The organism is Klebsiella sp. TF21-TM (genome assembly GCF_019753495.1).
Taxonomy (GTDB): domain Bacteria; phylum Pseudomonadota; class Gammaproteobacteria; order Enterobacterales; family Enterobacteriaceae; genus Klebsiella; species Klebsiella quasipneumoniae.
On sequence record NZ_JAIJYL010000006.1, the window covers coordinates 95,898 to 122,463 of the forward strand.

At 61.3% G+C, this 26,566-nt stretch carries 28 protein-coding genes; 17 read left to right on the forward strand and 11 right to left on the reverse strand.

Annotation, left to right across the window (positions count from 1 at the left end; translation table 11 throughout):
- Positions 1-77: 77 nt before the first annotated feature.
- Positions 78-692 carry a CDP-alcohol phosphatidyltransferase family protein gene (locus tag K5R89_RS08055; RefSeq protein ID WP_032452514.1) on the forward strand — a complete coding sequence of 205 codons (615 nt, stop codon included), beginning with the start codon at positions 78-80 and terminating at the stop codon, positions 690-692.
- Positions 693-743: 51 nt separating this feature from the next.
- On the opposite strand, the gene K5R89_RS08060 is transcribed toward K5R89_RS08055, so the two are convergent.
- The 7 genes from K5R89_RS08060 to K5R89_RS08090 form a co-directional block, all read right to left on the reverse strand.
- A complete protein-coding gene (locus K5R89_RS08060) occupies positions 744-2,051 on the reverse strand; it encodes a sulfurtransferase (RefSeq protein ID WP_217259100.1) in 1,308 nt (435 codons plus the stop codon).
- A gap of 93 nt (positions 2,052-2,144) precedes the next feature.
- Entirely contained in the window at positions 2,145-2,777 is a 633-nt protein-coding gene (locus tag K5R89_RS08065; protein ID WP_104466989.1) for an ATP-binding cassette domain-containing protein, read from the reverse strand.
- Complete coding sequence (locus K5R89_RS08070) at positions 2,777-4,312, reverse strand: ABC transporter permease subunit (protein WP_217259101.1); 1,536 nt, start codon at positions 4,310-4,312, stop codon at positions 2,777-2,779. Before K5R89_RS08070 ends, K5R89_RS08065 begins: the two co-directional genes overlap by 1 nt.
- Positions 4,285-5,463 carry an ABC transporter substrate-binding protein gene (locus K5R89_RS08075; RefSeq protein WP_217259102.1) on the reverse strand — a complete coding sequence of 393 codons (1,179 nt, stop codon included), beginning with the start codon at positions 5,461-5,463 and terminating at the stop codon, positions 4,285-4,287. The genes K5R89_RS08070 and K5R89_RS08075 overlap by 28 nt, the downstream gene beginning before the upstream one ends.
- A 2-nt stretch (positions 5,464-5,465) precedes the next feature.
- Entirely contained in the window at positions 5,466-6,026 is a 561-nt protein-coding gene (locus K5R89_RS08080; protein ID WP_217259103.1) for a carboxymuconolactone decarboxylase family protein, read from the reverse strand.
- The gene (locus K5R89_RS08085) at positions 6,023-6,733 is read right to left on the reverse strand and encodes a TVP38/TMEM64 family protein (RefSeq protein WP_147733765.1); all 711 of its coding nucleotides are present in this window, start codon (positions 6,731-6,733) and stop codon (positions 6,023-6,025) included. Before K5R89_RS08085 ends, K5R89_RS08080 begins: the two co-directional genes overlap by 4 nt.
- The gene (locus K5R89_RS08090) at positions 6,720-7,358 is read right to left on the reverse strand and encodes a TVP38/TMEM64 family protein (RefSeq protein WP_228744796.1); all 639 of its coding nucleotides are present in this window, start codon (positions 7,356-7,358) and stop codon (positions 6,720-6,722) included. Before K5R89_RS08090 ends, K5R89_RS08085 begins: the two co-directional genes overlap by 14 nt.
- Here K5R89_RS08090 and K5R89_RS27380 point away from each other — a divergent pair.
- Entirely contained in the window at positions 7,290-7,433 is a 144-nt protein-coding gene (locus K5R89_RS27380) for a hypothetical protein (RefSeq protein ID WP_023289292.1), read from the forward strand. The two genes, K5R89_RS08090 and K5R89_RS27380, sit on opposite strands and share 69 nt — an antisense overlap.
- A 155-nt stretch (positions 7,434-7,588) precedes the next feature.
- Here the strand turns inward: K5R89_RS27380 and xthA are convergent, their stop codons facing one another.
- Entirely contained in the window at positions 7,589-8,395 is an 807-nt protein-coding gene (gene xthA / locus K5R89_RS08095; RefSeq protein ID WP_023289293.1) for an exodeoxyribonuclease III, read from the reverse strand.
- Between the two features lie 438 nt (positions 8,396-8,833).
- Between xthA and K5R89_RS08100 the strand changes: the two genes are divergently transcribed.
- The 6 genes from K5R89_RS08100 to spy all read left to right on the forward strand — a co-directional run bounded on the left by K5R89_RS08100 (position 8,834) and on the right by spy (position 15,686).
- On the forward strand, positions 8,834-10,054 hold the full coding sequence (locus K5R89_RS08100; protein ID WP_147733766.1) for an aspartate aminotransferase family protein: 1,221 nt from the start codon (positions 8,834-8,836) through the stop codon (positions 10,052-10,054).
- Complete coding sequence (astA, locus tag K5R89_RS08105) at positions 10,051-11,085, forward strand: arginine N-succinyltransferase (RefSeq protein ID WP_217259104.1); 1,035 nt, start codon at positions 10,051-10,053, stop codon at positions 11,083-11,085. The genes K5R89_RS08100 and astA overlap by 4 nt, the downstream gene beginning before the upstream one ends.
- Positions 11,082-12,560 carry a succinylglutamate-semialdehyde dehydrogenase gene (gene astD, locus K5R89_RS08110; RefSeq protein WP_221853861.1) on the forward strand — a complete coding sequence of 493 codons (1,479 nt, stop codon included), beginning with the start codon at positions 11,082-11,084 and terminating at the stop codon, positions 12,558-12,560. Before astA ends, astD begins: the two co-directional genes overlap by 4 nt.
- Positions 12,557-13,882 carry an N-succinylarginine dihydrolase gene (gene astB / locus K5R89_RS08115; protein WP_044522417.1) on the forward strand — a complete coding sequence of 442 codons (1,326 nt, stop codon included), beginning with the start codon at positions 12,557-12,559 and terminating at the stop codon, positions 13,880-13,882. The genes astD and astB overlap by 4 nt, the downstream gene beginning before the upstream one ends.
- A 9-nt stretch (positions 13,883-13,891) precedes the next feature.
- Entirely contained in the window at positions 13,892-14,857 is a 966-nt protein-coding gene (gene astE, locus K5R89_RS08120; RefSeq protein ID WP_217259106.1) for a succinylglutamate desuccinylase, read from the forward strand.
- A gap of 343 nt (positions 14,858-15,200) precedes the next feature.
- Positions 15,201-15,686, forward strand: a complete 486-nt coding sequence (gene spy / locus K5R89_RS08125) for an ATP-independent periplasmic protein-refolding chaperone Spy (RefSeq protein WP_072096650.1) — start codon at positions 15,201-15,203, stop codon at positions 15,684-15,686.
- Between the two features lie 87 nt (positions 15,687-15,773).
- Here the strand turns inward: spy and cho are convergent, their stop codons facing one another.
- Positions 15,774-16,637, reverse strand: a complete 864-nt coding sequence (cho, locus tag K5R89_RS08130; RefSeq protein ID WP_023289300.1) for an excinuclease Cho — start codon at positions 16,635-16,637, stop codon at positions 15,774-15,776.
- 99 nt (positions 16,638-16,736) lie between these two features.
- Positions 16,737-17,564, reverse strand: coding sequence for an ammonia-dependent NAD(+) synthetase (gene nadE, locus K5R89_RS08135; protein WP_023289301.1), 828 nt, complete (start codon positions 17,562-17,564; stop codon positions 16,737-16,739).
- 282 nt (positions 17,565-17,846) lie between these two features.
- On the opposite strand from nadE, the gene osmE reads away from it, so the two are divergent.
- The 8 genes from osmE (at position 17,847) to chbG (ending at position 23,771) form a co-directional block, all read left to right on the forward strand.
- Positions 17,847-18,185 carry an osmotically-inducible lipoprotein OsmE gene (gene osmE, locus K5R89_RS08140; RefSeq protein ID WP_023289302.1) on the forward strand — a complete coding sequence of 113 codons (339 nt, stop codon included), beginning with the start codon at positions 17,847-17,849 and terminating at the stop codon, positions 18,183-18,185.
- A 278-nt stretch (positions 18,186-18,463) separates the two neighbouring features.
- Complete coding sequence (chbB, locus tag K5R89_RS08145; RefSeq protein ID WP_002901547.1) at positions 18,464-18,784, forward strand: PTS N,N'-diacetylchitobiose transporter subunit IIB; 321 nt, start codon at positions 18,464-18,466, stop codon at positions 18,782-18,784.
- A 19-nt stretch (positions 18,785-18,803) separates the two neighbouring features.
- On the forward strand, positions 18,804-18,920 hold the full coding sequence (locus tag K5R89_RS08150) for a hypothetical protein (RefSeq protein WP_032429133.1): 117 nt from the start codon (positions 18,804-18,806) through the stop codon (positions 18,918-18,920).
- A gap of 11 nt (positions 18,921-18,931) precedes the next feature.
- Positions 18,932-20,290: a PTS N,N'-diacetylchitobiose transporter subunit IIC gene (chbC, locus tag K5R89_RS08155; protein WP_217259107.1), complete on the forward strand. Its 1,359-nt coding sequence runs from the start codon at positions 18,932-18,934 to the stop codon at positions 20,288-20,290.
- A 53-nt stretch (positions 20,291-20,343) separates the two neighbouring features.
- On the forward strand, positions 20,344-20,691 hold the full coding sequence (chbA, locus tag K5R89_RS08160; RefSeq protein WP_023289303.1) for a PTS N,N'-diacetylchitobiose transporter subunit IIA: 348 nt from the start codon (positions 20,344-20,346) through the stop codon (positions 20,689-20,691).
- A gap of 27 nt (positions 20,692-20,718) precedes the next feature.
- Positions 20,719-21,543: a transcriptional regulator ChbR gene (chbR, locus tag K5R89_RS08165; RefSeq protein WP_004203825.1), complete on the forward strand. Its 825-nt coding sequence runs from the start codon at positions 20,719-20,721 to the stop codon at positions 21,541-21,543.
- Positions 21,544-21,653: 110 nt separating this feature from the next.
- A complete protein-coding gene (locus K5R89_RS08170) occupies positions 21,654-23,000 on the forward strand; it encodes a 6-phospho-beta-glucosidase (RefSeq protein ID WP_135732948.1) in 1,347 nt (448 codons plus the stop codon).
- A gap of 12 nt (positions 23,001-23,012) precedes the next feature.
- Entirely contained in the window at positions 23,013-23,771 is a 759-nt protein-coding gene (gene chbG, locus K5R89_RS08175) for a chitin disaccharide deacetylase (RefSeq protein ID WP_023289305.1), read from the forward strand.
- A 56-nt stretch (positions 23,772-23,827) separates the two neighbouring features.
- Here the strand turns inward: chbG and katE are convergent, their stop codons facing one another.
- Positions 23,828-26,086 carry a catalase HPII gene (gene katE / locus K5R89_RS08180; protein WP_124074144.1) on the reverse strand — a complete coding sequence of 753 codons (2,259 nt, stop codon included), beginning with the start codon at positions 26,084-26,086 and terminating at the stop codon, positions 23,828-23,830.
- A gap of 190 nt (positions 26,087-26,276) precedes the next feature.
- Here katE and cedA point away from each other — a divergent pair, with 190 nt between their 5' ends.
- A complete protein-coding gene (gene cedA / locus K5R89_RS08185) occupies positions 26,277-26,531 on the forward strand; it encodes a cell division activator CedA (protein WP_008807754.1) in 255 nt (84 codons plus the stop codon).
- The last annotated feature ends 35 nt before the right edge of the window (positions 26,532-26,566 follow it).

Genomic DNA, 26,566 nt, shown 5'->3' on the forward strand with positions numbered 1-26,566 from the left:
CGTTAATAAGACCAAACTGGCCTATTATCACCGCCATAGACCTTTACTGACAACCGCCAACTCTGCTGGAGACCCCCGTGCTTGATAGCCACTTGCATCCTCGCCTCAAACCTCTGCTTAACGCTGCCGCCGGCGCGCTTGACCGCCCGGGTATTTCGCCAGACGGGCTGACGCTGCTCGGTTTTGCCATCGGTGCGCTGGCTCTGCCATTTCTGGCATTAGGATGGTATGGCGCGGCGCTGGCGGCCATTCTTCTCAACCGCCTGCTGGACGGCCTGGACGGCGCCCTGGCGCGGCGGCGCGGGCTTAGCGACGCCGGCGGTTTTCTCGATATCTCTTTGGATTTTCTCTTCTATGCCCTGGTGCCGTTCGGTTTTATCCTGGCGGATCCGCAGAATAACGCCCTGGCGGGCGGCTGGCTGCTGTTTGCCTTTATCGGCACCGGCAGCAGCTTTCTCGCCTTTGCCGCGCTGGCGGCAAAGCACCAGATCGCCAATCCCGGCTATGCCCATAAATCGCTGCACTATCTCGGGGGGCTGACGGAGGGGACGGAGACTATCCTGCTGTTTGTCCTCAGCTGCTTGTTTCCGGCGCATTTCGCCTGGCTGGCGTGGCTGTTTGGCGCGCTATGCTGGCTGACGACGGCGACGCGTATCGCCAGCGGCTACCGGACCTTAAAGCGGGTGGCGTGAGCGGAAAATCGCGCGTCGCCGGCAGGGGGCGACGCGCGCGGGTGGGACGCGTTACTGGCTGCTTTCCGGGCCGCGCTCGCCGCGGGCGACCGGATTGTGCGGGTTGCTGCTCCATTCGTACCAGCCGCCGTCATAGACAGCGACGTGCGGCCAGCCCATGGCCCGGGCATACATGAAGGTTTCCGAGGCCCGCCAGCCGGTCCCGCAATAGAACGCCACCTGCTGGTTCGGCAGGATGTTCCACTGGCGCCACAGGGCAGCGATATCGTCGGCGCTGCGCATGGTGCCGTCCGGGTTATGGAAGTCTTCCATGTGCGTGGAGTCGCTTCCGGCATGGCCCCAGCGGGCGCCGGCGATATCGCCCTTCGGTTTGATATAGCTGTAGCCGCTGGTGGTGCCGATAAACTCCGGCCACGAGCGGACGCTGACCAGCGAGGCGTCCTGACGGTGGAGCAGGCCGCGGGCCTGCTCGGTATCCAGCATCAGCTGCGGCTGGCCGGGGATCGGCGCGCCAAAATCTGGCGCCGGCTGCGGCGTCGGCGGCATGCCGCGCTCCACTGGCAGACCGGCGTCGGACCAGGTCTGCCAGCCGCCGTCCAGCAGGCGCACGTCTTTGACGCCGGCGTACAGCATGATCTGCGCCACCCGCGCCGCGGCGTAGACGTCGCGACCGTAGAGGATCACCGTGGTGTCATGGCGGATGCCGTGCTTCGCCAGCATCGCCTTCAGCTGCGCATCGGACACTTTATTCCAAAGGGGTTCGCTCTCCACCTCATTGGTGTCGATATAGCCCGCGCCCGGGATATGGCTCAGCAGATAGAGCTTCGGCGCTCCCCAGGCGGCCTCAAACACTTTCCAGTCGCCGGCCGGGGCGGCAGCCACGCTTTTCCCTTGCTGCAGATCGTGCAGCCACTGCGGGTAGACCAGCTGTTCAAAGTGCGGCAGCTTTTGCAGACGGTCGCCCTGGCTCAGAGCGTCGCTCAGGACGTTGAGCCGGGTGAAGCCCGCTTGTTTCAGTCGCGCCGCGACGCTGGCGTTATCCTCAGGACTGCCGTACAGCGCGATGGGGGTATCGGGCTGGAGCTGGTGCTGTTTAGCCCAGCTGTGGAGCTGCTCGTCGCTCATGGCGCCGAGCCAGCGGGCGGAAAGGTTCAGCGCCTGCGGCTCATGCCCTTCCTGGCCGTTGACGTGCTGCGGCCAGCCGTTGTAATAAGCGCTCAGGCGGGTGTCGATGGCCACGCCGTGCTGCTGTTGCAGATGGGAGAGGGTGAGCGCTGGCATGGTTTCAGCGGCGCAGGTGGTGGTAGCAGCAAGCCCCATGAGCAGGGCGAGTGCGGTCAATTGAGAAACACGTTTCATCGAAATGCCCGACGGTAAAAAGTGGAGGGCGTATTCTCCGCTTGCCAGGTGTTGATTTCTTTGCGGTAACGCAGGTTTGCACGCTATTGCGTTTCATTGCCAGCGCTCCATCGCCAGGCACCGCCCCGTCGGCGGACAGTCATCGCGATCGTGGGTCACCAGGATCGCCGGAATGGCCTGGCGGGCCAGTTCCTCAAATACCCAGCGGCGGAACGCGGCGCGCAGGGTAGCATCCAGGCGGCTGAAGGGCTCATCCAGCAGCAGCGCCTCGGGGCGCGCCAGCAGGGCGCGCAGCAGACTCACCCGCGCCCGCTGTCCGCCGGAGAGCGTGGCCGGGTCGCGCGCGGCGAAGCCATGCAGCCCGGCGCGACTGAGCGCCTGCTCCACCGCGGCTTTCCGCGCCTCGCCGCGCACGCTTTCCGGTAGCGCCAGCTGTAAATTTTGCCCGACGCTGAAATGGTCGAACAGCAACGGGTCCTGAAACAGGATGCCGATGCGCCGGCGCTCCGTCGGCAGCGTATCGCAGCGCCGATCGTTGAGCCACAGCTCGCCCTCGGCGCGGAAGTCGCCGGCCAGAGCGCCAATCATCCATGCAAACAGCGTCGATTTTCCGCTGCCGGAAGGGCCCATCAGCGTCAGCACTTCACCCGGGGCCACCGAGAAGGCGACCTCCCGCAGCAGCGGCTGACGTTTCACGCTCAGGGTCAGATGGTTTACGGTTAGCACTAGCGAAGTCCTCGTCGATAGCGGCCCGCCAGCCAGGCCAGCAGGGCCGTCAGGGTAAAGCATACCGCCGGCAGCAGTAATTGCCACAGCGCCTGGGCGGCGAGCGTCTGCGCCTCGCCGCCGCTGCTGAGCGCCACCGCCTGGCTGGTAAGCGTCGGGATACGGCCTGCCCCCAGCCATAGCGTTGGCAGATACTGCGCAATGCTTACCGAGAAACCCACCGCCAGGGCGGTTAGCAGCGGGCGGGTCAGCGAGGGCAGGGTCAGCAGCCAGAAAATACGCGTGGGATCCCAGCCGAGCGTGCGGGCGATCACCGCCATCCGCGGATCGCGCTGGCGCCAGGCCGGGCGCAAAATAAACAGCATCCACGGCACCACCCACAGCAGATGGCCCCACAGGACGGTCCACCATTCGCCGTCTAGCCAGGCGTACAGCGCCAGCCGGTACTGGCCGTCGGCCAGCGGCAGGGCCGGCAGCACCAGCGGCAGCCAGACCCAGCCATCTCCCCGCGCCGGGCCGCAGGCCAGCCACAGCAGGCAGACGGCCGCGCCGAGGGCGCAGGCCGCCAGCGCCAGACCAAGGCTGTTAATCAATGCCTCGGTCTGCGGCGGCGCCGAGCGCGCCAGCCCCGCCAGCAATAGCGCGCACAGCAGGCCGCTCAGCGGCAGGGCACTCGCCAGCAGGCGGCCGGGCAGGGCGTGGGGATGGGGATGCCGAACGCCGCGCAGATCGGGCAGTCGTTGACGCTGTAACCGCCATCCGCCCCAGGCGACCAGCGCCAGCCCGCCGAGGATCGCCAGCAGCAGCAGGCTGGCCAGCGCCCCTTTCGCCTGCTGCAGGTCATCGCCCTGGCTTAACCACTGCCACGCCAGCACGGCGAGGGTGGGTGGATTGCCGGGCCCCAGCACCAGGGCGACGTCTACCGTCGACAGGCTCCAGGCCGCGGCGGCCAGCAGCACCATGCCGAGGGCGGGCAGCAGCCCAGGCAGCACCAGCCAGCGCAGGCACTGCCAGCGGCCATAGCCGAGGCTCTTTAGCGCTGTCGCCTGGTCGGCGAGGCGCGCCTCCCCCAGCAGGCCGTAGATCACCCACAGCACAAAGGCGCTCTCTTTCAGGGCCATCGTCAGGCCAAGCCCGATGCCGTACCGGTCGACCGGCGGCGTCAAAAACGGCAGCCGCTGCCAGATCCAGCCGCCTTCGGCGAACAGCAGCAGCGCCGCCGTCGCCAGGGCTAGATGGGGCACCGCCAGCAGCAAGGGCAGGCGGGAAGCCAGTCGCCGCCAGCGGGCCGAAGGCCAGAGGGCGGCGACGATGGTCAGGGCGATCAGTAACGCGCCGCCGACGGACAGCAGCGTGGAAACAAGGGTGGCGGCCAGCGCCTGGCCCAGCTGCGGGTCGGCGAACAGCGCCCGCCAGTGGACCGGGGAGAGCGCCGGCCACACCAGCCCTGCGGCGGCGGGGAATAAGGGCAGATAGATGGCCGCCATCGTCCCCCAGGCCAGCAGAATCAGTGGGTACCGTAGCGGCGCAGCCATTCCTGCTCCAGTGCGTCAACCCACGCCGCGTGCGGCTCGGCAAGCACCGGCGGCAGATCCTGCGGCAGGGTGGCCGCCAGCGCCTGGCGCTGCTTGTCAGGTAGACGCTGCGGGTCCAGGACGCTTGGATCGCCCCAGACGGCGGCATCCGCCTTGCGCAATTGCGCCTCAGGGGAGAGCAGGAAATTGGCCACCACTTTGGCGGCGGCGACGGCGCGCGCGTTGGCCGGAATAGTCACGAAATGAACGTTGCCAAGGGTCCCTCCGGTAAAGCCGAAGCTGTAGCTGTCCGCTGGTAACTCCCCGCTGGCGGCCTTCTGCCGGGCATGGAGCGGATTAAACGTCAGCGACAGGCGGAGGGTGCCCTGGTTGAGCATGGCGTCCATCCGCGCCGGCGACGCCGGGAAATCCTTGCCCGCCCGCCACAGCGCCGGGTGCAGCGTATCGAGATAGCGCCACAGCGGGGCGGTGACCGCCGCGAAAGTCGCCGTCTGCGGCGGCTGGCGCAGGGCGGCAGGCTGGTCGGTGAGGGCGATCAGCAGCTGCTCCAGCAGGGCGGTACCCGTAAAGTCCGGCGGCCGCGGGTAGGTCACGCTGCCGGGATGGGCTCTGGCGAAGGCCAGCAGCGCCTGCGGGCTGGTGGGTGGCTGCGGCGTTTGCCCGCGGCGGGCGATAAACGTCAGCTGGGCGCTGCCCCACGGCGACTCCGCGCCCTCGGTGGCGACAGAAAAATCTTCCTGAACCGGTTTTTGCAGATCGACATAGCGCCAGTTGGGCAGGGATTCTGCCCAGCCGGTGAGCAGCAGGTTGGCCTGTTTTAGGGTGTGAAAGTTCTCGCCGTTGATCCACAGGAGATCCACCGACCCGCCGCGGCGACGGCCGGCCTGCGCCTCAGTCTGGATGCGTTTCACCGCGTCGGCGGCATCGGCGATAGGGACAATACGCAGATCGATCGCGTAGTGGCGTTTGACCTCCTCGCTGACCCACGCCAGATAGCGGTTGACGGCCGGGTCTCCACCCCAGGCGTTAAACCAGACGGTCTGGCCGCGGGCTTCCGTCTGGGTCTGCCGCCAGCTGTCGTCGGCTTGAACCACCAGCGGCCAGAGCAGCAGCAGGCACAGACAGAGGCTGAAATCACGCAAACGGCGCATCGTTACTCCTTATGGTGCGGGGAAGAACCAGGTATCTTGCACAGCCCCTGGGCCGGGATCGCCATCGCGGCGTTGAACCGCGCAGATAAATTTTGCAGGCCAATCAGGGCGGTCAGCTCGGTGAGCGCTCGGGCGTCAAAATGCGCCGCCATCGCGCTGCGCAGGGCATCATCCACCTCCGGCGGCGTCTGACTGGCGGCTTCGGCATAGGTCAGCGCCAGACGCTCTTGCTCGCTAAACAGCGTACTGTTGCGCCAGTCGGCGACCGCCAGCAGTTTGTCGCGACCTCCGCTCCGCGCCGCGAGGGTCATGCTGGTGATATCGATGCAGAATTCGCAGTGGCACAGCTGGGCGATGCGGGCGCTGACCAGCGAGCGCAGCACCGGATCCAGCGGCGAGCGGCGGCGTTCAATATAGCCCACGAACAGCGAGACCAGGTAAAACAGCCACGGGATCCGTCCCCACCAGCGAATGGGGCTCAGCACCTGGCCGTAATGACGACGGTGCAGCCAGGCCTGCGGACGAAGGATCAGGGGGACAGTATCCAGCGGGGGTAAGCTCATGGCGACGATCTCTTATGACGTTCACGGTAAATATTTTTGGCGATGGAGATGACCACCGCCAGGGCAAAAAGCAGCGAAAGGCCAGTGGCCAGCCAGAAGGCGCCTCCGGTCAGCAGACTCCCGGCCCAGGAATAGACGATGGTCGCCGGCAGCTGTCCCACGCCGGTGGCCAGCATAAAGGGCCAGAAGCGCAGCGAAGTCAGTCCGGCGGCATAGCTGACCGGATCAAAAGGGACAAACGGCAGCAGGCGACAGACCAGGATCGTCTGCGGGCCAAAGCGGGCGAAATAGCCGTCGACGCTGCGCAGCACCGTGCGGCCGGTGAGTTTCTCCACCACCTCGCGCCCCAGCGCTCTGGCGATGCAGAAGCAGAGCCCGGCGCCGACCATGGCGCTGAACCACGACAGCGCGCCGCCCCAGAAGGCGCCGAACAGCGCGGCGTTCGCCAGGGTGATCAGGAAGGCCGGCAGCGGGGCGACGATCGCCTGGAGGATCATCAGCGCAAAAGAGACCAGCGCCGCCTGCGCCCCCCAGGCGGCGATAAAGTCTTTAACATGCTGGGGATCCAGCGACGCTAGCGCCGTCAGGCTGTGCTGCAGAAAGGCTCGCCCGCCGGGGAACCACAGCCAGGCGGCCAGAGCGGCAACGACCACCACGGCGAGGGCCAGCCGGGCGCGGCGCAGGTGACGGCGATCAGGTCGGGTCATGGCGCACCTCCTCGCCGGGCGCTGCCACACGGCGGGCGCGGGCAAACCGTTTGCCCATCTGCACCAGGGCAAACAGCAGCCCGCCGGCGAGGCTCAGCTTGAGCGCGAAGGCGAAGGTCGCCCCTTCGCGAGCCAGTTCGCTGGCCATCACCGAATAGATCACCAGGCCCGGCAGGGTGGTCACGGCGGAGATCAGGGTAAAAGGCCAGAAGGGGATCGCCGTCAGGCCGTAGGCGTAATTCTGAATGTTGTAAGGAAAGAGCGGCACCAGGCGGGTGAGGATCAGAAAATCGCTGCCGCTGCGGGCGATACCGCGCTCAATGGCCTGGAAAACGGCGGTATGGCCCACATAGCGCTGCAGCAGATCGCGCCCAAGCCAGCGGGCGATCAAAAACGACAGCGAAGAGGCGACAGTGGCGGCGGCAAACGAGAGCAGAGAGCCGGTCAGCGGGCCGAAGAGCATCCCGCCGGCGATCACCAGCAGGCTGCCGGGGATCAGGCACAGGGTGGCAATGATAAACAGCGCTGCATAGACCAGATAGCCCCAGGCGCCCTGATGGCGCAGGGTCTCCTGCAGCAGATGCAGGTGAGTCAGCAGATCGTGGAGACCGACGCGGTGGCTGATAACGGCCAGCGTGGCCGCCAGCGCGATGAGTCCCAGCCCTTTACCAATGGCCGGATGATGGCTTCTTTTTCATGAAGGGGTCTCCTGTACAGCCTGGACGCGGTGGACATTAAAAAGTGCGCGCGACAGTATCCTGTTCAGACGACGGCCACAATGGTTTACCGTCGCTTTGTTGATTTTGCTCAGGAAATTCTGCCCCCCGCGCGGCGGGAGGCAGGTCAGGACGTGGCTTACGGCCGGAAGGTGGCCCACACCGGCGCGTGGTCGGACGGTTTTTCCATCCCGCGGATCTCATAATCGATTCCGGTCTCCACGCAGCGCTGGGCCAGAGGCTGGCTGGCCAGCAGCAGGTCGATGCGCAGCCCGCGGTTATCGTCGAAGCCTTTGGAGCGGTAATCAAACCACGAGAAGTGCTCCTGATTGTCCGGGTTAGCCTGACGCCAGGTATCCACCAGGCCCCAGCCCAGCAGACGGTCCATCCATTCCCGCTCTTCCGGCAGGAAGGAACATTTGCCGGTGCGCAGCCAGCGTTTGCGGTTCTCTTCACCGATACCGATGTCGAGATCGGTAGGGCTGATGTTCATATCGCCCATGATCAGCACCGGATTCTCTTTATTGAGCTCGGTCTCCAGATAGTTCTGCAGATTCTGATAGAACGCCGCTTTGGCCGGGAATTTGGTCTCATGATCGCGGCTTTCACCTTGCGGGAAATAACCATTAATCACCGTAACGTTACCGAACGGTGACGGGATCTCGGCCATGATGATGCGGCGCTGAGCCTCTTCGCCATCGTCCGGGAAACCGCGGCGGACGGCAATCGGCGTCTCTTTGGTCAGCAGAGCGACGCCATAATGGCCTTTCTGGCCGTGATAAAAGACGTTATAGCCGAGTCTGGCGACCTCTTCGAGAGGGAACATATCGTCGTGAACTTTGGTTTCCTGCAGGCCAATCACGTCCGGCTGGTGCTTTTCGACGATGGCGGCCAGTTGGTGTGGGCGGGCGCGCAGGCCGTTGATATTAAAAGAGACGAATTTCATAGTCGCTGCCACTGTGCAAGGTGAATAGTGCAGGGATGGTAGCAGAAATTCGCCAGGCTGGCTGCCATCCGATGCGTCATTCTGCCAATCGCTGCGCATGAGCGTGCCGTGGGTGCCCCTTTTGCGGGCACGCCGCGCCAAAAAAGGGCAAATAGCTACGATAAATTTCGCAGAAGATCACAATTACAGAATTATATCTTACCTTTGCATAACTTATCTTCTTTAATCACTGTTCATCCCCCTTTATCGGATACTTATTCACTAAGTATGCATTTTATGTGAATAGCGACAGGTTGTAACTCATTGATATTGCGTTATCTCATCCGGTTTATGCATTTTTATCGCTGGCTGGCACGAACCGTGCAATCTACATTTACAGCGTAATAACTCATATTTATTAACATTATTGCTACTTTTAATTTACCGGAAGAGGTCGATATGTCTCAGTCAATTACGCGTAACCACTTTGATGAATGGATGATGCCGGTCTACGCGCCAGCGGCTTTTATTCCGGTGCGGGGCGCCGGGTCGCGGCTGTGGGATCAGCAGGGCAAAGAGTATATCGATTTTGCCGGAGGCATCGCCGTGAACGCGCTGGGGCATGCGCATCCGCGTCTGGTGCAGGCCCTCACCGATCAGGCTGGCAAGTTCTGGCATACCGGCAATGGCTATACCAATGAGCCAATCCTGCGTCTGGCCAAAATGCTTATCGATGCCACCTTCGCCGACCGGGTCTTCTTCTGTAACTCCGGGGCCGAGGCCAATGAGGCGGCGCTCAAGCTGGCGCGTAAATATGCCCACGATCGCTTTGGCAGCGAGAAAAGCGGCATTGTCGCCTTCCAGAACGCCTTCCACGGGCGGACGCTGTTCACCGTTTCGGCAGGCGGTCAGCCGGCCTACTCCCGGGATTTTGCCCCGCTGCCGCCGCAGATCCAGCATGCGGTGTTTAACGATCTCGCGTCGGCAAAGGCCTTAATCAATGACCAAACCTGCGCGGTGATCGTCGAGCCGGTGCAGGGCGAAGGCGGCGTGGTGCCGGCCAGCGTCGAGTTTTTACGCGGCCTGCGCGAGCTTTGCGACCAGCACAACGCCCTGCTGATTTTCGATGAAGTGCAGACCGGGGTCGGGCGCACCGGCGAACTGTATGCCTATATGCACTACGGCGTGACCCCCGATGTGCTGACCACCGCCAAAGCGCTGGGCGGCGGCTTCCCCATCGGCGCGCTGCTGGCGACAGAGGCCTGCGCCAGCGTGATGACCGTCGGCACCCACGGCACCACCTACGGCGGTAACCCGCTGGCGGGGGCGGTGGCCGGCGAGCTGCTGTCGATCGTCAATACCCCGGAAGTGCTCTCCGGCGTCAGACAGCGCCATCAGTGGTTTTGCGAACGCCTGCAGGCGATCAACGCCCGCTATGGTCTGTTCAAGGAGATCCGCGGCCTGGGGCTGCTGATCGGCTGCGTGCTGAACGACGCCTGGGCCGGGAAGGCGAAAACCCTCAGCAACCTGGCGGCGGAAGAGGGCGTGATGATCCTGATCGCCGGCGCCAACGTGGTGCGTTTCGCGCCGGCGCTGAACGTCAGTGAAGAAGAGGTGAACAGCGGGCTGGATCGCGTTGAGCGGGCCTGCGCGCGATTCCTGGCGGGAGTTTCATCATGATGGTTATTCGACCGGTGGAGCCGGGCGATCTGCCCGGGCTGCTGAAGCTGGCGGCGGAGACCGGCGGCGGGCTGACCTCGCTGCCGGTGGATGAAGCCACCCTCGCGGCGCGGATCGCCCGCTCACAGCAAACCTGGCGCGGCGAGCTGCCGAAAAGCGAGCAGGGCTATGTCTTTGTGCTGGAAGAGAGCGAGAGCGGCGCAGTGGTGGGCATCTGCGCGATAGAGGTGGCGGTGGGGCTCAACGATCCCTGGTACAACTACCGGGTCGGCACCCAGGTCCATGCCTCGAAGGAGCTTAACGTCTATCAGGCGCTGCCGACGCTGTTTCTCAGTAACGACCACACCGGCAGCAGCGAGCTGTGTACCCTGTTCCTCGACCCGCAGTGGCGCAAAGAGGGCAATGGCTATCTGCTGTCGAAATCGCGCTTCTTATTTATGGCCGCCTTTCGCGAGCGCTTTAATGAGAAGGTGGTTGCCGAGATGCGCGGGGTGATTGACGAGCACGGCTATTCCCCGTTCTGGGAGAGCCTGGGCAAACGCTTTTTCGCCATGGAGTTTTCCCGCGCCGACTACCTGTGCGGCACCGGACAGAAGGCTTTCATTGCCGCCCTGATGCCCAAGCACCCGCTGTATATCGATTTCCTCACCCCCGAGGCGCAGGCGGTGATCGGCAAAGTCCACCCGCAGACCGCCCCGGCCCGGACGGTGCTGGAGAAAGAGGGGTTCCGCTACCTGAACTACATCGATATTTTCGACGGCGGCCCGACCCTGGAGTGCGATATTGACCGGGTGCGGGCGATCCGCAAAAGCCGTCTGGTGACCACCGAGGCCGGCGAAACGCCGCCCGGCGACGGGCCGCTGTGTCTGGTGGCGAACGAACAGTACCACCAGTTCCGCGCCCTGCTGGTGCATGCCGACCCGAATGGCGACACCCTGACCCTCAGCGCCCGCGAGCTGGATATGCTGAAGTGTCATGCCGGCGACCAGGTGCGCATGGTGCGCCTGATCCCTGAGGAGAAAACCGCATGAGTCTGTGGATTAACGGCGTGTGGCGGCCCGGCGATGGGCCGCGCTTCAGCAAACAGGATCCGGTCAACCTGAAGGTTGTCTGGCAGGGAGAAGCGGCGGACGCCGGGCAGGCCGCCGAGGCGGTGGCGCCTGCCCGCCAGGCGTTCCCTGCCTGGGCGCGGCTGCCGTTTGCCGACCGCCAGGTCATCGTCGAAAAGTTTGCCGCGCTGCTGGAGGCCAGCAAGGCGGAGCTGACGGCGATTATCGGCGCCGAGACCGGAAAGCCGCGCTGGGAGGCTGCCGGGGAAGTGACGGCGATGATCAACAAGGTGGCGATCTCGGTGAAGGCGTACCACACCCGCACCGGCGAACAGCACAGCGAGCTGCCCGATGGCGCCGCGACGCTGCGTCACCGGCCGCATGGCGTGCTGGCGGTCTTTGGCCCCTATAACTTTCCCGGCCATCTGCCGAACGGGCATATCGTGCCAGCGCTGCTGGCGGGCAATACCGTGGTGTTTAAACCCAGCGAACTCACCCCGCACAGTGGCGAAGCGGTGGTGAAGCTGTGGGAGCAGGCCGGCCTGCCCGCCGGGGTGCTCAACCTGCTGCAGGGCGGTCGGGAAACCGGCGAGGCGCTCAGCGGCCAGGCGGATATCGACGGGCTGCTGTTTACCGGCAGCTCGACCACCGGTTTTCATCTGCATCGCCAGCTGGCCGGACAGCCGCAGAAGATCCTCGCGCTGGAGATGGGCGGCAATAACCCGCTGATCGTCGACGATCCGCGGGACGTCGATGCCGCGGTGCATCTGACCATCCAGTCCGCCTTTATTACCGCCGGCCAGCGCTGCACCTGCGCCCGGCGTCTGCTGGTCCGGCGCGGAGAGGCGGGAGATGCTTTCCTCTCCAGGCTCGTGACGGTGAGCCAACGGCTGATCCCCGCGGCGTGGGACGCCGAGCCGCAGCCGTTTCTCGGCGGGCTTATCTCTGAACAGGCCGCGCAGAAAGTGCATCAGGCCTGGCTGCAGCGGGTCGCCGCAGGCGCAGCCACCCTACTGGAGCCGCGCTTATTGCAGGCCGGGACGTCGCTGCTGACGCCGGGGATTGTCGACATGAGCGACGTGGCCCAGGTCGAGGATGAAGAGGTGTTCGGCCCGCTGCTTGGCGTCTGGCGCTACGACACTTTCGAGGAGGCGATTGCCCAGGCCAATGCCACCCGCTTCGGGCTCTCCTGCGGGTTAATCTCCCCGGAACGGGAGAAGTTCGATCGGCTGCTGCTCGAGGCGCGGGCCGGGATAGTCAACTGGAACAAACCGCTGACCGGGGCGGCGAGTACCGCGCCGTTCGGCGGCACCGGGGCCTCTGGCAATCATCGCCCCGGGGCCTGGTATGCCGCCGATTATTGCGCCTGGCCGATGGCCAGTCTCGAATCGCCGACCCTGACGCTGCCCGCCAGTCTCAATCCGGGGCTCGACTTTCGGGCCGGGGAGGCGTCATGACCGCCCGCGAAGTCAACTTTGACGGTCTGCCCGGACTGACCCATCACTACGCCGGGCTCTCCTTTGGCAATGAGGCCTCCACCCGGCACCGCTTTCGGGTGTCGAACCCGCAGCTGGCGGCAAAGCAGGGGCTAAAAAAAATGAAAGCCCTCGCCGACGCCGGCTATCCGCAGGCGGTGATCCCCCCTCAGGAGCGGCCCAACGTGCCGCTCCTGCGTCAGCTGGGCTTTAGCGGCAGCGATGAACAGGTGGTGGCTCGCGCGGCTCAGCAGGATCCGGATCTGCTGTCGGCGGTGAGTTCGGCCTCGGCGATGTGGGTGGCCAACGCCGCGACGGTCTGTCCCTCCGCCGATTCGCTGGATGGCCTGGTACACCTGACGGTGGCGAATCTGCAGGATAAATTCCACCGCGCCAGCGAAGCCCCCACCACCGGAGCGTTGCTGCAGGCGATATTCCCGGACCGCACGCGATTTGCCATCCACCCGGCGCTGCCTGCCTCGGCATGGTTTGGCGACGAAGGGGCGGCGAACCATAACCGTCTCGGCGGCGAATATGGCGCCCCGGGCGTTCAGCTCTTTGTCTATGGCCGCCGCCGGGGAAGCGAAGAGGCGCCGCGTCGCTATCCGGCGCGGCAAACTCTTGAGGCCAGCCAGGCGGTGGCGCGCCTTAACCAGGTCAATCCCCGCCAGCTGATCTTCGCCCGCCAGCATCCGGCGGCGATCGACATGGGGGTTTTTCATAACGATGTCATCGCGGTGAGCAATCGTCAGGTCCTGTTCTGCCATGAGCAGGCCTTTGCCGACCAGAACGCGGTTTTGCAGCAGCTGGCGCAGCAGGTGCCGGGCTTCACCCCGCTGGTGGTTCCTGCAAGCCGGGTCACGGTGGAAGAGGCGGTTGCCACCTATCTGTTCAATAGCCAACTGTTGAGCCGGGCGGACGGCAGCATGGCGCTGATCCTGCCCCAGGAAGCCCAGGCGCATCCGGGCGTGTGGAACTATCTCAATGAGCTGCTGGCCGGGGATAACCCCATCGCCGCGCTGCAGGTGTTTGATCTGCGCGAGAGTATGGCCAACGGCGGCGGTCCGGCGTGCCTGCGTCTGCGGGTAGTGTTGACGGCCGAGGAGTATCAGGCGGTCAATCCGCACGTCCTGATGAACGATACGCTGTTTGCCACCCTCAATGATTGGGTGGATCGCTACTATCGCGATCGTCTCACCCAGGCCGACCTCGCCGACCCCCAGCTGCTGCGGGAAGGGCGCGACGCGCTGGATCGGTTGACCCAGATCCTGCAGCTCGGTTCGGTTTATCCATTTCAGCAATAAGGGGGCGCGGTGGAACACTTTCTGGCATTAACCCTGGCGGGGCGTTTGCCCCATCACTTTCACGGCGAGACGGCCCACTTCCGCTGGCACTGGCTTGGGGAGGGGATCCTTGAGCTGACGCCGCATGCGCGCTGCGAGCGCGGGCTGGTGCTCTCCTGCGCCATCCATGGCAACGAAACGGCGCCGGTGGAGATTGTCGACCGGCTGGTGCAGCGGCTGGTTCGGGAGGAACTCCCCCTGCGCTGGCGGCTGCTGGTGATCGTCGGTAACCCGCCGGCGCTGCGGGCGAATAAACGCTATCTGCACAGCGATATGAACCGGATGTTTGGCGAGCGCTGGCGGCAATTCCCGGCCAGCGAGGAGACGCAGCGGGCGCAGCGGCTGGAGCAGGCGGTGGGCCGCTTCTATCGCGACCACGATGGTCCGCGCTGGCACCTCGATCTGCATACCGCGATCCGCGGGTCGCTGCATCCGCGCTTCGGGGTGCTCCCGGCCCGCGATACGCCCTGGGAGGAGGATTTTCTTCACTGGCTGGGCGGCGCCGGGCTGGAGGCGTTGGTGTTTCATCGCCAGCCAGGCGGGACCTTCACTCACTTCAGCTGCGAGCGGTTCGCGGCGCTGGCCTGCACCCTTGAGCTGGGCAAAGCGCTGCCGTTGGGGGAAAACGATCTGACGCAGTTTGCCGCCGCCGAGGGGGCTATCTCCCGGCTGCTGGTGGGGGATCTGGCCATTGCCGACGGCCCGGTGCCGTTGCGCTACCGGGTGGTGCAGCAGATCACCCGCCATAGCGATGATTTCCGTCTGCATATGGCGGATCGGACGCTGAACTTCACCCCCTTCGCCCCAGGCACGCTGCTGGCGGAGGAGGGGGAGATGCGGTATGTGGTGGGGGCTGAGCCGGAGTATGTTCTGTTTCCCAATCCGGCGGTGGCGAGGGGGCTGCGGGCTGGCCTGATGCTGGAAAAACTACCCTGAGGGCAAGCCGTCCACCGGGCGGCCTGCATAATTTCGCGCGTCGTTTTACATCTTCTTATTTTTTCGTGCGCCAGTGTAAATTTGCAGATTATTCCTGGTAAAATGCTTTGTTTTTAATCTCCCCTCCTTTATACTCTCCATAATTTCTCTGCAAAACAGTAGGTTATTTATTTTTTATTGCAATTCCTCGTTCAAATTCCTTATTTTCTCCATAATTGGTGAGAAACTGTTTTTTACACTTTCATTGTTTTACTCTTGCTCTGACTAATTGACGATTAACGTCGTAAAGTTAATCTCGTCAACACGGCAACGCGCCGTAAGAATAACGTAAAGTAAGGATTGAATGATGAAGAAACTCACTGCACTGTTTGTTGCCTCTACTCTGGCTCTGGGCGCGGCTAACCTGGCACACGCCGCCGATACCACCACCGCGCCGAGCGACAGCAAGCCGATGATGATGCATCATAAAGGCGGCCCGGGTCAGCATGACATGATGTTTAAAGGCCTCAACCTGACCGATGCGCAGAAGCAGCAGATCCGCGACATCATGAAGAGCCAGCGCGAAAACATGAAGCGTCCGTCCCTTGACGAACGCCGCGCGATGCACGAGCTGATCGCCAGCGATACTTTCGACAAGGCGAAAGCGGAAGCGCAGATCGATAAGATGGAGGCGCAGCATAAAGCGATGGCGCTGTCCCGCCTGGAAACGCAGAACAAGATCTACAACATTCTGACCCCAGAGCAGAAAAAACAGTTCAATGCCAATTTTGAGAAGCATCTGACAGAACGCAACGCGCCGGCAGGTAAAATGCCTGCACCCGCTGAATAATGTAGCGTACTGAATCAAGACCGCCGGTCTTGCCCAATAATGCCATCAGGCGTTGGGCAGGGCCGGCGGTTTTTTCTTTCTGGCTTCTCAGCTAAGCGGGTGCAGCGGGTAGTTGCCGCTGAGCAGAGGCTTACAGAGAATTTTGTAACCATCCTGGTCGAATCCGGCGGGCAGGCGGGTGAGCTCAGCGGCCTGGTCGAGCGAGTCGACGGCCCCCAGCCACAGCCAGTTATGAATGACATGATACTGCGTCATATCAGGGCCGCGCTCCTCCAGCGCCACCGGTCCTGCCCAAGGCCAGCACACCAGCTGCAGCTTGCTCATCTGCGCCAGCAGACGCTGGCGGTGCGCCTCCACGCTCTCCTTTCCACAGCAGGCGCCGGCGCAGCGGCCCAGCGCGGATCGAAAGCAGGCGCGACCGCGGCTGAGCGGCTCCAGACCGAGCAGGCCATAACAGAGGCGCTGTTCGTCAGCGAGGCTCTGCAGCATCTGCAGCGCCGCCCGCCGGTTGGCGAACAGACCATAGAGATGCTGCTGATGAGAGAAATCAACCTCGCGGGCATAGACAATCTGCGGCCGGTCGTCCGCAAGCAGCCAGGCGCAGAGTTGCTTGTTACGCCGTAGCCGCTTGTTAAACAGCGGCTGCTGTTCTTTAATTAACCGCGCCTCCAGCAGCAGGGCCCCCAGCTCGCCAGCGGTGCGCTGCCAGGTAATACGCCGGGACTGACGCAGCATCGCGGCCTCTTCAGGCGTGCGCAGGTGGGAGAGCACCCGGCTGCGCAGGTTAACGCTCTTGCCGATATAGAGCGGCATCGTGTCGCTGTCGCCGTGAAACTGATAGACGCCCGGCAGCTTCGGCAGCGCCTCCAGCCACGGGCGAAGGTGTTCGGGATATTCATAGATCGCCGCCGCCTCAAACTCCAGACGCGGGGCAGATTGCTTTCTGGCCACAATAACTCCTGATACTGTCTATCTATCCAGTATAGCAGGCGGTTTTTGCGGCGAAAAGCGCAAAAAATAACCCCGGCGCGGGCCGGGGCGGGGGAGGGACTATTTTTTCCAGAAATCGTCAAAGACGGTGATGGGCGGCCGACGCTTGTGTTCGGTTTTCAGATACCAGCCTTCGATCGTTTTGGCGATGCTGGGGTCCAGCGTTTTGCCTTCCAGATAGTCGTCGATATTCTCATAGGTGACCCCCAGCGCCACTTCATCCGGCAGGGAGGGGCGATCGTCTTCCAGATCGGCGGTCGGCAGCTTCTTATACAGATGTTCCGGGCAGCCGAGATGGGCCAGCAGCTGTTTGCCCTGACGTTTGTTCAGGCGGAAGATCGGGTTGATGTCGGTGCCGCCGTCGCCATATTTAGTGAAGAAGCCGGTAATCGCTTCCGCCGCATGGTCGGTGCCGACCACCACCCCTTTGGTCATCCCGGCGATGCTGTACTGGGCTTTCATGCGCTCACGGGCTTTTTCGTTGCCGCGAACGAAGTCGCTCAGTTCGATCCCCGCTTCGCGCAGGGCCTGTTCGCTTGCCAGCACCGAGGCTTTGATATTCACCGTCAACACGCGGTCAGGCTGAATAAAGGCGATGGCATCCTGGCAGTCCTGCTCATCCGCCTGCACGCCGTAGGGTAAACGGACGGCGATAAACTGCAGGCTGCTGTCGCCAGTTTCGGCGCGCAGTTCATTGATCGCCATCTGGCACAGTTTCCCCGTCAGGGTCGAGTCCTGGCCGCCGCTGATACCCAGCACCAGCGATTTAATAAAAGGGTAAGTCTGCAGATAGGATTTCAGGAAATCGACGCTGCGGCGGATCTCGCCTGCGGCATCAATCTGCGGCTTCGCGCCCAGCGCCTGAATAATCTCTTGTTGTAGCGTCATCGCGCCCTCCGAAAGTGAATCTGTTTGGCAACCTGTTGGCTTAAAGCTACCTCTTTGCCGCTGAAACGACAAGGACCGGGGTTTTGACTGCCGGAAAAGAAGGCAATCAATGACATAGGATTTCATTATAGATGCCCGCGCGCAGGAGAAAGCGCCGGTCGTCGGCGGAGCGTCAATCCTGTTTACGCAATAACACAATCAGACATGATTTCGCTGTTCGGCTTGAAAAATAACACTATTTATTCCAGGCTTATCGTTACACAGTGGAAGAGAGGAACCAAAATGAACAAAAGCTTAGCAGGAATACTGGGCGTCACCGTCGCGTTAACCTTACTCGCGGGCTGTACCGCTTACGATCGTACCAAAGACCAGTTTACCCAGCCGGTGGTGAAAGATGTGAAGAAAGGAATGTCGCGTGAGCAGGTGATGCAGATCGCTGGCAAACCTTCAACGGAAGTGACGATGGTCCATGCCCGCGGCACCTGCCAGACCTATATCCTCGGTCAACGAGATGGTAAAGTGGAGACCTACTTTGTGGCCCTCGACGAAACGGGGCACGTGATGAACTCCGGCTACCAGACCTGCGCTGAGTATGATACGGATCCGCGCAACGCTAAGTAAGCGCCCTACTGTTGACTGAGTTGTACGTAAGCCCGACCACTGGTCGGGCTTTTTTGTGAGTCCTGATGCTTATTTAATTGCGCGAATTATTTGGATGAAAATGTGAGGGTAGTCAAAACCGGAGGTCAATGAGAGACAATTCTGTTCAACAGGGAATTATCACGACGGCTCAGGTTGCCGTATACTCAACCCATAAACAGAATTAACCGGATGTTACCAGTCTTACCGGCTCTCAGCGGTTACTGAAGGCCCTGGTCTCACACATTGAGGAAGCGTTCATGGAAAAGAAACATATTTATCTGTTCTGCTCGGCAGGCATGTCCACGTCACTGCTGGTCTCCAAAATGCGGGCGCAGGCGGAAAAATACGAAGTCCCGGTCATTATTGAAGCCTATCCTGAGACTCTCGCGGGTGAAAAGGGACCGGAAGCCGACGTTGTATTATTAGGGCCACAAATTGCGTATATGTTACCGGAAATTCAGCGCCTGCTGCCGAATAAACCGGTAGAAGTCATCGATTCTCTTCTGTATGGCAAGGTGGATGGTTTAGGGGTATTGAAAGCCGCCGTCGCGGCCATTAAGAAAGCTGCAGCACAATAATTTTAAATTTTAAAACTCGATATATTTTGACGCCTGGCGGCATCCCGTTGCCGGACGTCAAAGAATAAAGAGTTTATTTTCCCGTCAAAGAGTAATTTCATACATCATCGCCGTAATAGTTTATTGCGGCTTTTAAGGGTATTGACTATGAGTAAAGTGATCGACTCGCTTGAAAAGGTACTCCTTCCTTTTGCACTGAAAATAGGAAAGCAGCCGCATATTAATGCGATTAAAAATGGATTCATTAAATTAATGCCGTTGACCCTCGCCGGGGCCATGTTTGTATTAATTAACAACGTTTTTCTGAGCTTCGGCGAAGGCTCTTTCTTTTATTCCATGGGCATTCGCCTGGATGCCTCCACCATTGAAACCTTAAACGGTTTTAAGGCTATCGGCGGTAACGTCTATAACGGCACCCTCGGCATTATGTCGCTGATGGCGCCATTCTTTATTGGCTCCGCGCTGGCGGAAGAGCGCAAAGTCGACCCGATGGCCGCAGGCCTGTTGGCGGTCGCGGCCTTCATGACCGTGACCCCGTATAGCGTGGGCGAAGCCTATGCCGTCGGCGCCAACTGGCTGGGCGGGCAGAACATCATCTCCGGCATGATTATCGGTCTGGTCGTCGCGGAGCTGTTCACCTTCGTGATCCGTCGCAACTGGGTGATCAGACTGCCGGACAGCGTGCCGGGGTCGGTATCGCGCTCTTTCTCCGCGCTGATCCCTGGCTTCTTGATCCTCTCCATCTTCGGCATTATCTCGTGGGCCCTGTCGAGCTACGGCAGCAACTTCCACCAGATCATCATGGACTCCATCTCTACGCCGCTGGCGGCGATGGGCAGCGTGGTCGGCTGGGCATACGTCATCTTTAACTCCCTGCTGTGGTTCTTCGGGGTGCACGGTTCGCTGGCGCTGACCGCGCTGGATAACGGCATCATGACGCCGTGGGCGCTGGAAAACATCGCGCTGTACAACCAGTACGGATCGGTTGATGCGGCGATCGAAGCGGGTAAACAGTTCCACTTCTGGGCCAAGCCGATGCTCGACTCCTACATCCTGCTGGGGGGTTCCGGGGCGACGCTGGGTCTGATCATCGCCATCTTTATCGCTTCCCGTCGCGCTGACCATCGTCAGGTTGCGAAGCTGGCGCTGCCGTCAGGCATCTTCCAGATTAACGAACCGATTCTGTTTGGCCTGCCGATCATCATGAACCCGGTCATGTTCATCCCGTTCGTGCTGGTCCAGCCGATTCTGGCGGCCATTACTCTCGCGGCCTACAGCCTGGGGATTATCCCACCGGTGACCAACCTGGCGCCGTGGACCATGCCAACTGGCCTGGGGGCGTTCTTCAACAGTAACGGCAGCGTCGCCGCTCTGCTGGTCGCCCTGTTCAACCTTGGCGTCTCCACCCTGGTCTACCTGCCGTTTGTGGTGCTGTCGAATAAAGCGCAGACCGTCATCGAGCAGGAAGAGAGCGAAGAAGACATCGCCAACGCACTGAAATTCTGATACCGCGCGGTACGGGCAGCGTCCCGTACCGCCTGAGAAATGAGGGAAATATTATGTTTGATCTGGACAACATCGACGCGGTAGAGACCCCGGAAAACGACCTCGAAGAGGTGGTGATGGGGCTGATTATCAACTCCGGACAAGCCCGTAGCCTGGCCTATGCCGCGCTAAAACAGGCCAAGCAGGGGGATTTTGCCGCGGCGAAATCGATGATGGAGCAGTCGCGTCAGGCGCTGAGCGAGGCGCATCGCGTGCAGACCCAGCTTATCGAAAGCGACGAGGGCGAAGGGAAAATGAAGGTCAGCCTGGTGCTGGTGCATGCTCAGGATCACCTGATGACCTCCATGCTGGCCCGCGAGCTGGTTGCGGAATTGATTGAGCTGCACGAGAAGGTACAATAGGCCATCACGACGATGAGGCAGCCCAGGATGATGACCACCGAGATCAGTACCGCCAGAGAACAGCAGTTGTTCAACGGGAAGAACTTTCATGTGGTCATCTATAACAAAACGGAAAGCGTGAGCGGGCTCCACCAGCATGATTACTACGAATTTACCGTCGTATTAACCGGGCGCTATTACCAGGAGATCAATGGCAAACGGGTGTTGCTGGAGCGCGGGGATTTTGTCTTTATCCCGATGGGCTCGCACCACCAGAGCTTCTACGAATTTGGTGCGACGCGCATCCTTAACGTCGGCATCAGCAGGCGCTTCTTTGAGAAACACTATCTGCCGCTGCTGCCGTTTGGCCTGGTGGCGTCGCAGGTCTATGCCGTGCAGAGCGCTTTTCTCGGCTATATTGAGTCGGTCATCGCCTCACTCAATTTTCGCGAAACGGAATTTGACGAATTTATCGAGCTGGTCTCCTTTTATGTCATTAACCGTTTACGTCACTATCGCGAAGAGCCGGTTGCAGACGTCGTCCCACAATGGTTAAAAAATACCGTTGAGGCCATGCACGATAAACTGGAGTTTGGCGAGAGCGCCCTCGAGAATATGGTTCGGCTATCGGGCAAAACGCAGGAGTATTTAACCCGGGCGACCCAGCGCTATTATGGTAAAACGCCGATGCAGATAATTAACGATATCCGTATCAACTTTGCCAAAAAGCAGCTGGAAATTACCAACTATTCGGTGACGGATATTGCCTATGAATCAGGGTACAGCAGCCCGAGCCTGTTTATTAAAACCTTTAAAAAGCTGACCTCGTTTACGCCGAGCAGTTATCGCAAACATTTGACCAGTATTAATTAAACCCGCGCGGTATTAGCCGCCCGGCTTACACCGTAACTAATTTAAGTTAACTGTCCGCATTTATGCGGAGAGCGGCCTGCGCCCAGGCGCAGCGCCTAAGGGAGAAAAAAATGAGCCAGAAATTAAAAGTCGTCACCATTGGCGGCGGTAGCAGCTATACCCCGGAATTACTGGAAGGTTTCCTGAAACGTTATCATGAACTGCCGGTGACAGAGCTGTGGCTGGTGGATGTGGAAGAGGGCCAGGAGAAGCTCGATATTATCCATGCGCTGTGCGAGCGGATGGTGGAAAAAGCCGGCGTGCCGATGAAGGTTTATAAAACGCTGAACCGCCGCGAGGCGCTGCAGGGCGCGGATTTCGTTACCACCCAGCTGCGGGTGGGCCAGCTGAAGGCGCGTGAAAAAGATGAGCGCATCCCGCTGAGCCACGGCTATCTTGGCCAGGAGACCAACGGGGCGGGCGGGCTGTTTAAAGGGCTGCGCACCATCCCGGTGATTTTCGACATCGTGAAAGATGTGCAGGAGATCTGCCCGGACGCATGGATCATTAACTTCACCAACCCGGCGGGCATGGTCACCGAGGCGGTCTATCGCCACACCAGTTTCAAACGCTTTATCGGCGTGTGCAACATTCCCATCGGCATGAAGATGTTCATCACCGACGTGCTGCAGCTCAGCCCGAGCGATGAGCTGAACATCGACCTGTTCGGTCTGAACCACCTGGTGTTCGTCCGCGATGTGCTGGTTAACGGCGTCTCGCGCTTCGATGAACTGCTGGACGGCGTTGCCTCCGGCCGCCTGACCGCGAACTCGGTAAAAAATATCTTCGACCTGCCGTTTAGCGAGGGGCTGATCCGCTCCCTGCGCCTGATCCCATGCTCCTATCTGCTCTATTACTTTAAGCCAAAAGAGATGCTGGCGATTGAGATGGGCGAGTACTATAAGGGCGGCGCGCGCGCCCAGGTGGTGCAGAAGGTGGAGAAGCAGCTGTTCGAGCTGTATAAAAATCCGGATCTCAAGGTCAAGCCGAAGGAGCTGGAGCAGCGCGGCGGCGCCTATTACTCCGATGCCGCTTGCGAAGTGATCAACGCTATCTATAACGACAAGCAGACTGAGCACTATGTGAATATCCCGCATCATGGCCATATCGATAATATCCCGGCGGACTGGGCGGTCGAGATGAGCTGCACCTTAGGTCGCGATGGCGCGAAGCCGACGCCGCGCATCACCCATTTCGACGAGAAGGTGCTGGGGCTTATCTACACCATCAAAGGGTTTGAAATGGCGGCCAGCCGGGCGGCGATCAGCGGCGAGCTGAACGACGTGCTGCTGGCGCTGAACTTAAGCCCGCTGATCCATTCCGATCGTGACGCCGAGCAGCTGGCGCGGGAGATGATTCTGGCTCATGAAAAATGGCTGCCGAACTTTGCGGCGACGATCGAAAAACTGAAAGCGTAACGGGAGCGGCAAATGGAACGGGTATTGATCGTCAACGCCGACGACTTCGGCCTCAGTAAAGGGCAGAACTACGGCATTATCGAAGCCTGCCGCAACGGCGTGGTGACATCGACTACGGCGCTGGTCAACGGCGCGGCTATTGACCACGCCGCCCAGCTGAGCCGCAGTACGCCGGAGCTGGCGGTCGGGATGCACTTTGTGCTGACGCTGGGCGAACCGCTGTCGGCCATGCCGGGGTTAACCCGCGACGGCCGGCTGGGCAAATGGATCTGGCAGCAGGCGGAAGAAGATACCCTGCCGCTGGAGGAAATTGCCCACGAGCTGGCGTGTCAGTACCGTCGTTTTATCGATCTCTTCGGCCATGAGCCGACGCATCTCGACAGCCATCACCATGTGCATATGATCGCCGCGATCTATCCCATCGTCGCCGCTTTTGCCCGCGATAAAGGCATCGCGTTGCGCATCGATCGCCAGGTGGCGGCGCAGAGCGGTCTCGATCAGCAGGCGGCGCGCAGCAGCGCAGGCTTCAGCAGCGAGTTTTACGGGGAAGCTGTCTCTGAGGCGCTGTTCCTGCAGACGCTGGACGCCTCAATCGCCCGCGAGGAGCGCTCCCTGGAGGTGATGTGCCATCCGGCCTTTGTCGACCAGACCATCATGGGCAGCGCCTACTGCTACCCGCGGCTGGGCGAGCTTGATGTGCTGACCTCTGCCTCGCTGAAAGCGGCGGTGGCCGACCGGGGTTATCGCCTGGGAACCTACCGCGACGTGTAAGCCCGACGGGGGAAAGGAAAGTGAGTCAAGCCCGGCACACCGTGCCGGGCTTTTTGCTACGCCGGAATAGCGGCGATTTTCGGGCTTCTCGACCACACCCGGTGGGCCGTCATCAGGGCGAGCAGTTTATCTGCCGCCGGGGTGTCGAGAGCATCGCTAACGATGACGCCCTCTTCGCCCTGTGCCGGGACCTGGAGAACCGACGTTAACTGCCGCGCATCGCCTGCCAGCAGGATCGGCTTCAGGTGCTTATAGGCCTCCAGCAGGTAGTAGCGCGCATCGCCGCTCTGGCTCAGGGCGCTGAGGTCGCCGCCGGGTACCACCACGGCATCCACCGTCAGCGATGGGGAACCGGCGAAGGTGCCGGCGATCGGCACGGGAGAACCATCGTCGGCGATGACCTCGCCCATCCGCGAATAGAGCAGTTTACTGTGCACGCCCTGGGCCTGTAGCGCCTGCAGGAGATGGACCAGGTCCTGCGCCGAGGTACGCTCATTGAGCAGCACCGCCACCACGCGACCTTTCACATCCCCTTCGGCGTCCGCATAGAGGCTGAGGGTGGGATCTTTCTCCACGCCGTTGACCGGGGAGGGCAGAGTGAGGCTGCGCTGCTCATCGCTCAGTTCGATACCTAAATTCGCCCCGACCGCTTCCGCCAGCCGGGTATCAATATGGGCCAGGTGATCGACCACCCGCTCGCGGATCCAGGTGCGGACCACTTTGCTGAGCTCGAAGCTGAAGCCATCGATAATATGCTGCTGCTCAATCGGCGTCTGGCTCAGCCAGAACAGACGCGGCTGGGCGTAATATTCGCCGAATGAAGGGCTGCGCTGGCGGATCTTCTCACCGTCGACGCGCTCGGCAAGGGACTCGAAACCGCCGCGTTTGGCGGCTGGCGGCGTCTCGCGCGGCCAGTTGTCGTTGATCGAGTTGGGTTCGTAGTTGGCCGGGTTGGTGTCAATCTCCATCCGGTGCATACCGTCGCGCTGGAAGTTGTGGTACGGGCAGGTTGGCCGGTTGATCGGGATTTCATGGAAATTCGGTCCGCCGAGGCGGCTAATCTGCGTATCGGTGTAGGAAAAGAGACGCCCCTGCAGCAGCGGATCGTTGCTGAAATCGATGCCCGGTACGATATGCCCGGGATGGAAGGCCGCCTGTTCGTTCTCGGCAAAGAAGTTGTCCGGGTTGCGGTTGAGGACCATTTTGCCGACCCGTTGCACCGGCACCAGCGCCTCAGGGATCAGCTTGGTGGGATCTAACAGGTCGAAGTCAAAATCAAATTCGTTTTCCTCGGGGATCAGCTGCAGCCCGAGCTCAAATTCCGGGTAGTCCCCGGCTTCAATGGCCTCCCACAGGTCGCGGCGATGAAAATCGGGGTCACGGCCGGTCAGCTTCTGCGCTTCATCCCACACCAGCGACGCCTTGCCGGCGACCGGTTTCCAGTGGAAGCGAACAAAGGTGGCTTTGCCCTCGGCATTGATCAGGCGGAAGGTGTGGATCCCGAAGCCTTCCATGGTGCGATAGCTGCGCGGGATGCCGCGATCGGACATCGCCCACATCACGTTGTGCAGCGTTTCCGGCTGCAGGGAAACGTAGTCCCAGAAGGTGTCGTGAGCGCTTTGTCCCTGGGGGATGGCCCAGTGGGGCTCAGGCTTCACGGCGTGGACAAAGTCGGGAAACTTCAGCGCGTCCTGAATGAAGAAGACCGGGGTGTTGTTGCCGACGAGGTCAAAAATCCCCTCGTCGGTGTAAAACTTGGTGGCGAAGCCGCGAATATCGCGAACGGTGTCCGCCGACCCCGCGCCGCCCTGCACGGTGGAGAAGCGCACAAAGACCGGGGTGATTTTATCGGCTGCCGAGAGAAAATCGGCTTTGGTCAACGCTGTCAGACTTTTGTAGGGCTGGAAGTAACCGTGGGCCGCTGAGCCGCGGGCATGTACGATACGCTCCGGAATTCGCTCATGGTCGAAGTGGGTGATCTTCTCCCGCAGAATGAAATCTTCCAGCAGCGTTGGGCCGCGGGCGCCGGCGCGCAGCGAGTTCTGATCGTCGGCAATGCGCACGCCCTGGTTGGTGGTCAGCGGATAGTCTTCTCCGCCTTTGCGCTGCGGCTCCAGGGCGTCAAGTTTGCTGCTGTGGGTATCAGGCGCTTTCAGGCTGCCAGGGGCGGTCGGTTCAGCGCCAGGGGCGGTGGGTTTCGGCGTGGGGCGCCACTCCCGGTCATCCGGCGCCAGCGAGTCGAGACCCGGCTGCGCTTCCTCGCTGCCGTGAACCGGTGCCTGCTGGTGGTGCGGGTTTGGGTGCTTATCAGACATTGCTCGTCTCCTGCTTTCATTGCTAAAAGTGGTCGTTGATAAACCAAAACCCTTCTAACTATAGAACATTACGCTGGCTGCGCCCGGCGAGGGGGCAGGGAGTTATCCTAAAATGCGCATCGGCGGCAGGGGGGCGACGAACGGGGCCACGATCGGCTATGATAGAGGTTTCTGTTTCCCGCTTTGCTTAGTGAATCCATTTGTTATGAAACCATTGCGCCAACAAAATCGCCCTGTCATTAGCTACGTGCCGCGCGTGGAGCCTGCGCCCCCGGAACATGCCGTGAAAATGGACCATTTTCGCGATGTCTGGATTTTGCGCGGGAAGTATGTCGCCTTTCTGCTGATGGGGGAGCATTTCCGCCGTTCACCGGCGTTCAGCGTGCCGGAGTCGGCGCAGCGCTGGGCTAACCAGGTGCGTCAGGAAGGTGAGATTGAAGCCTGAATCTGCTGCAGAAATAAAAAAACCGCTGATTATCA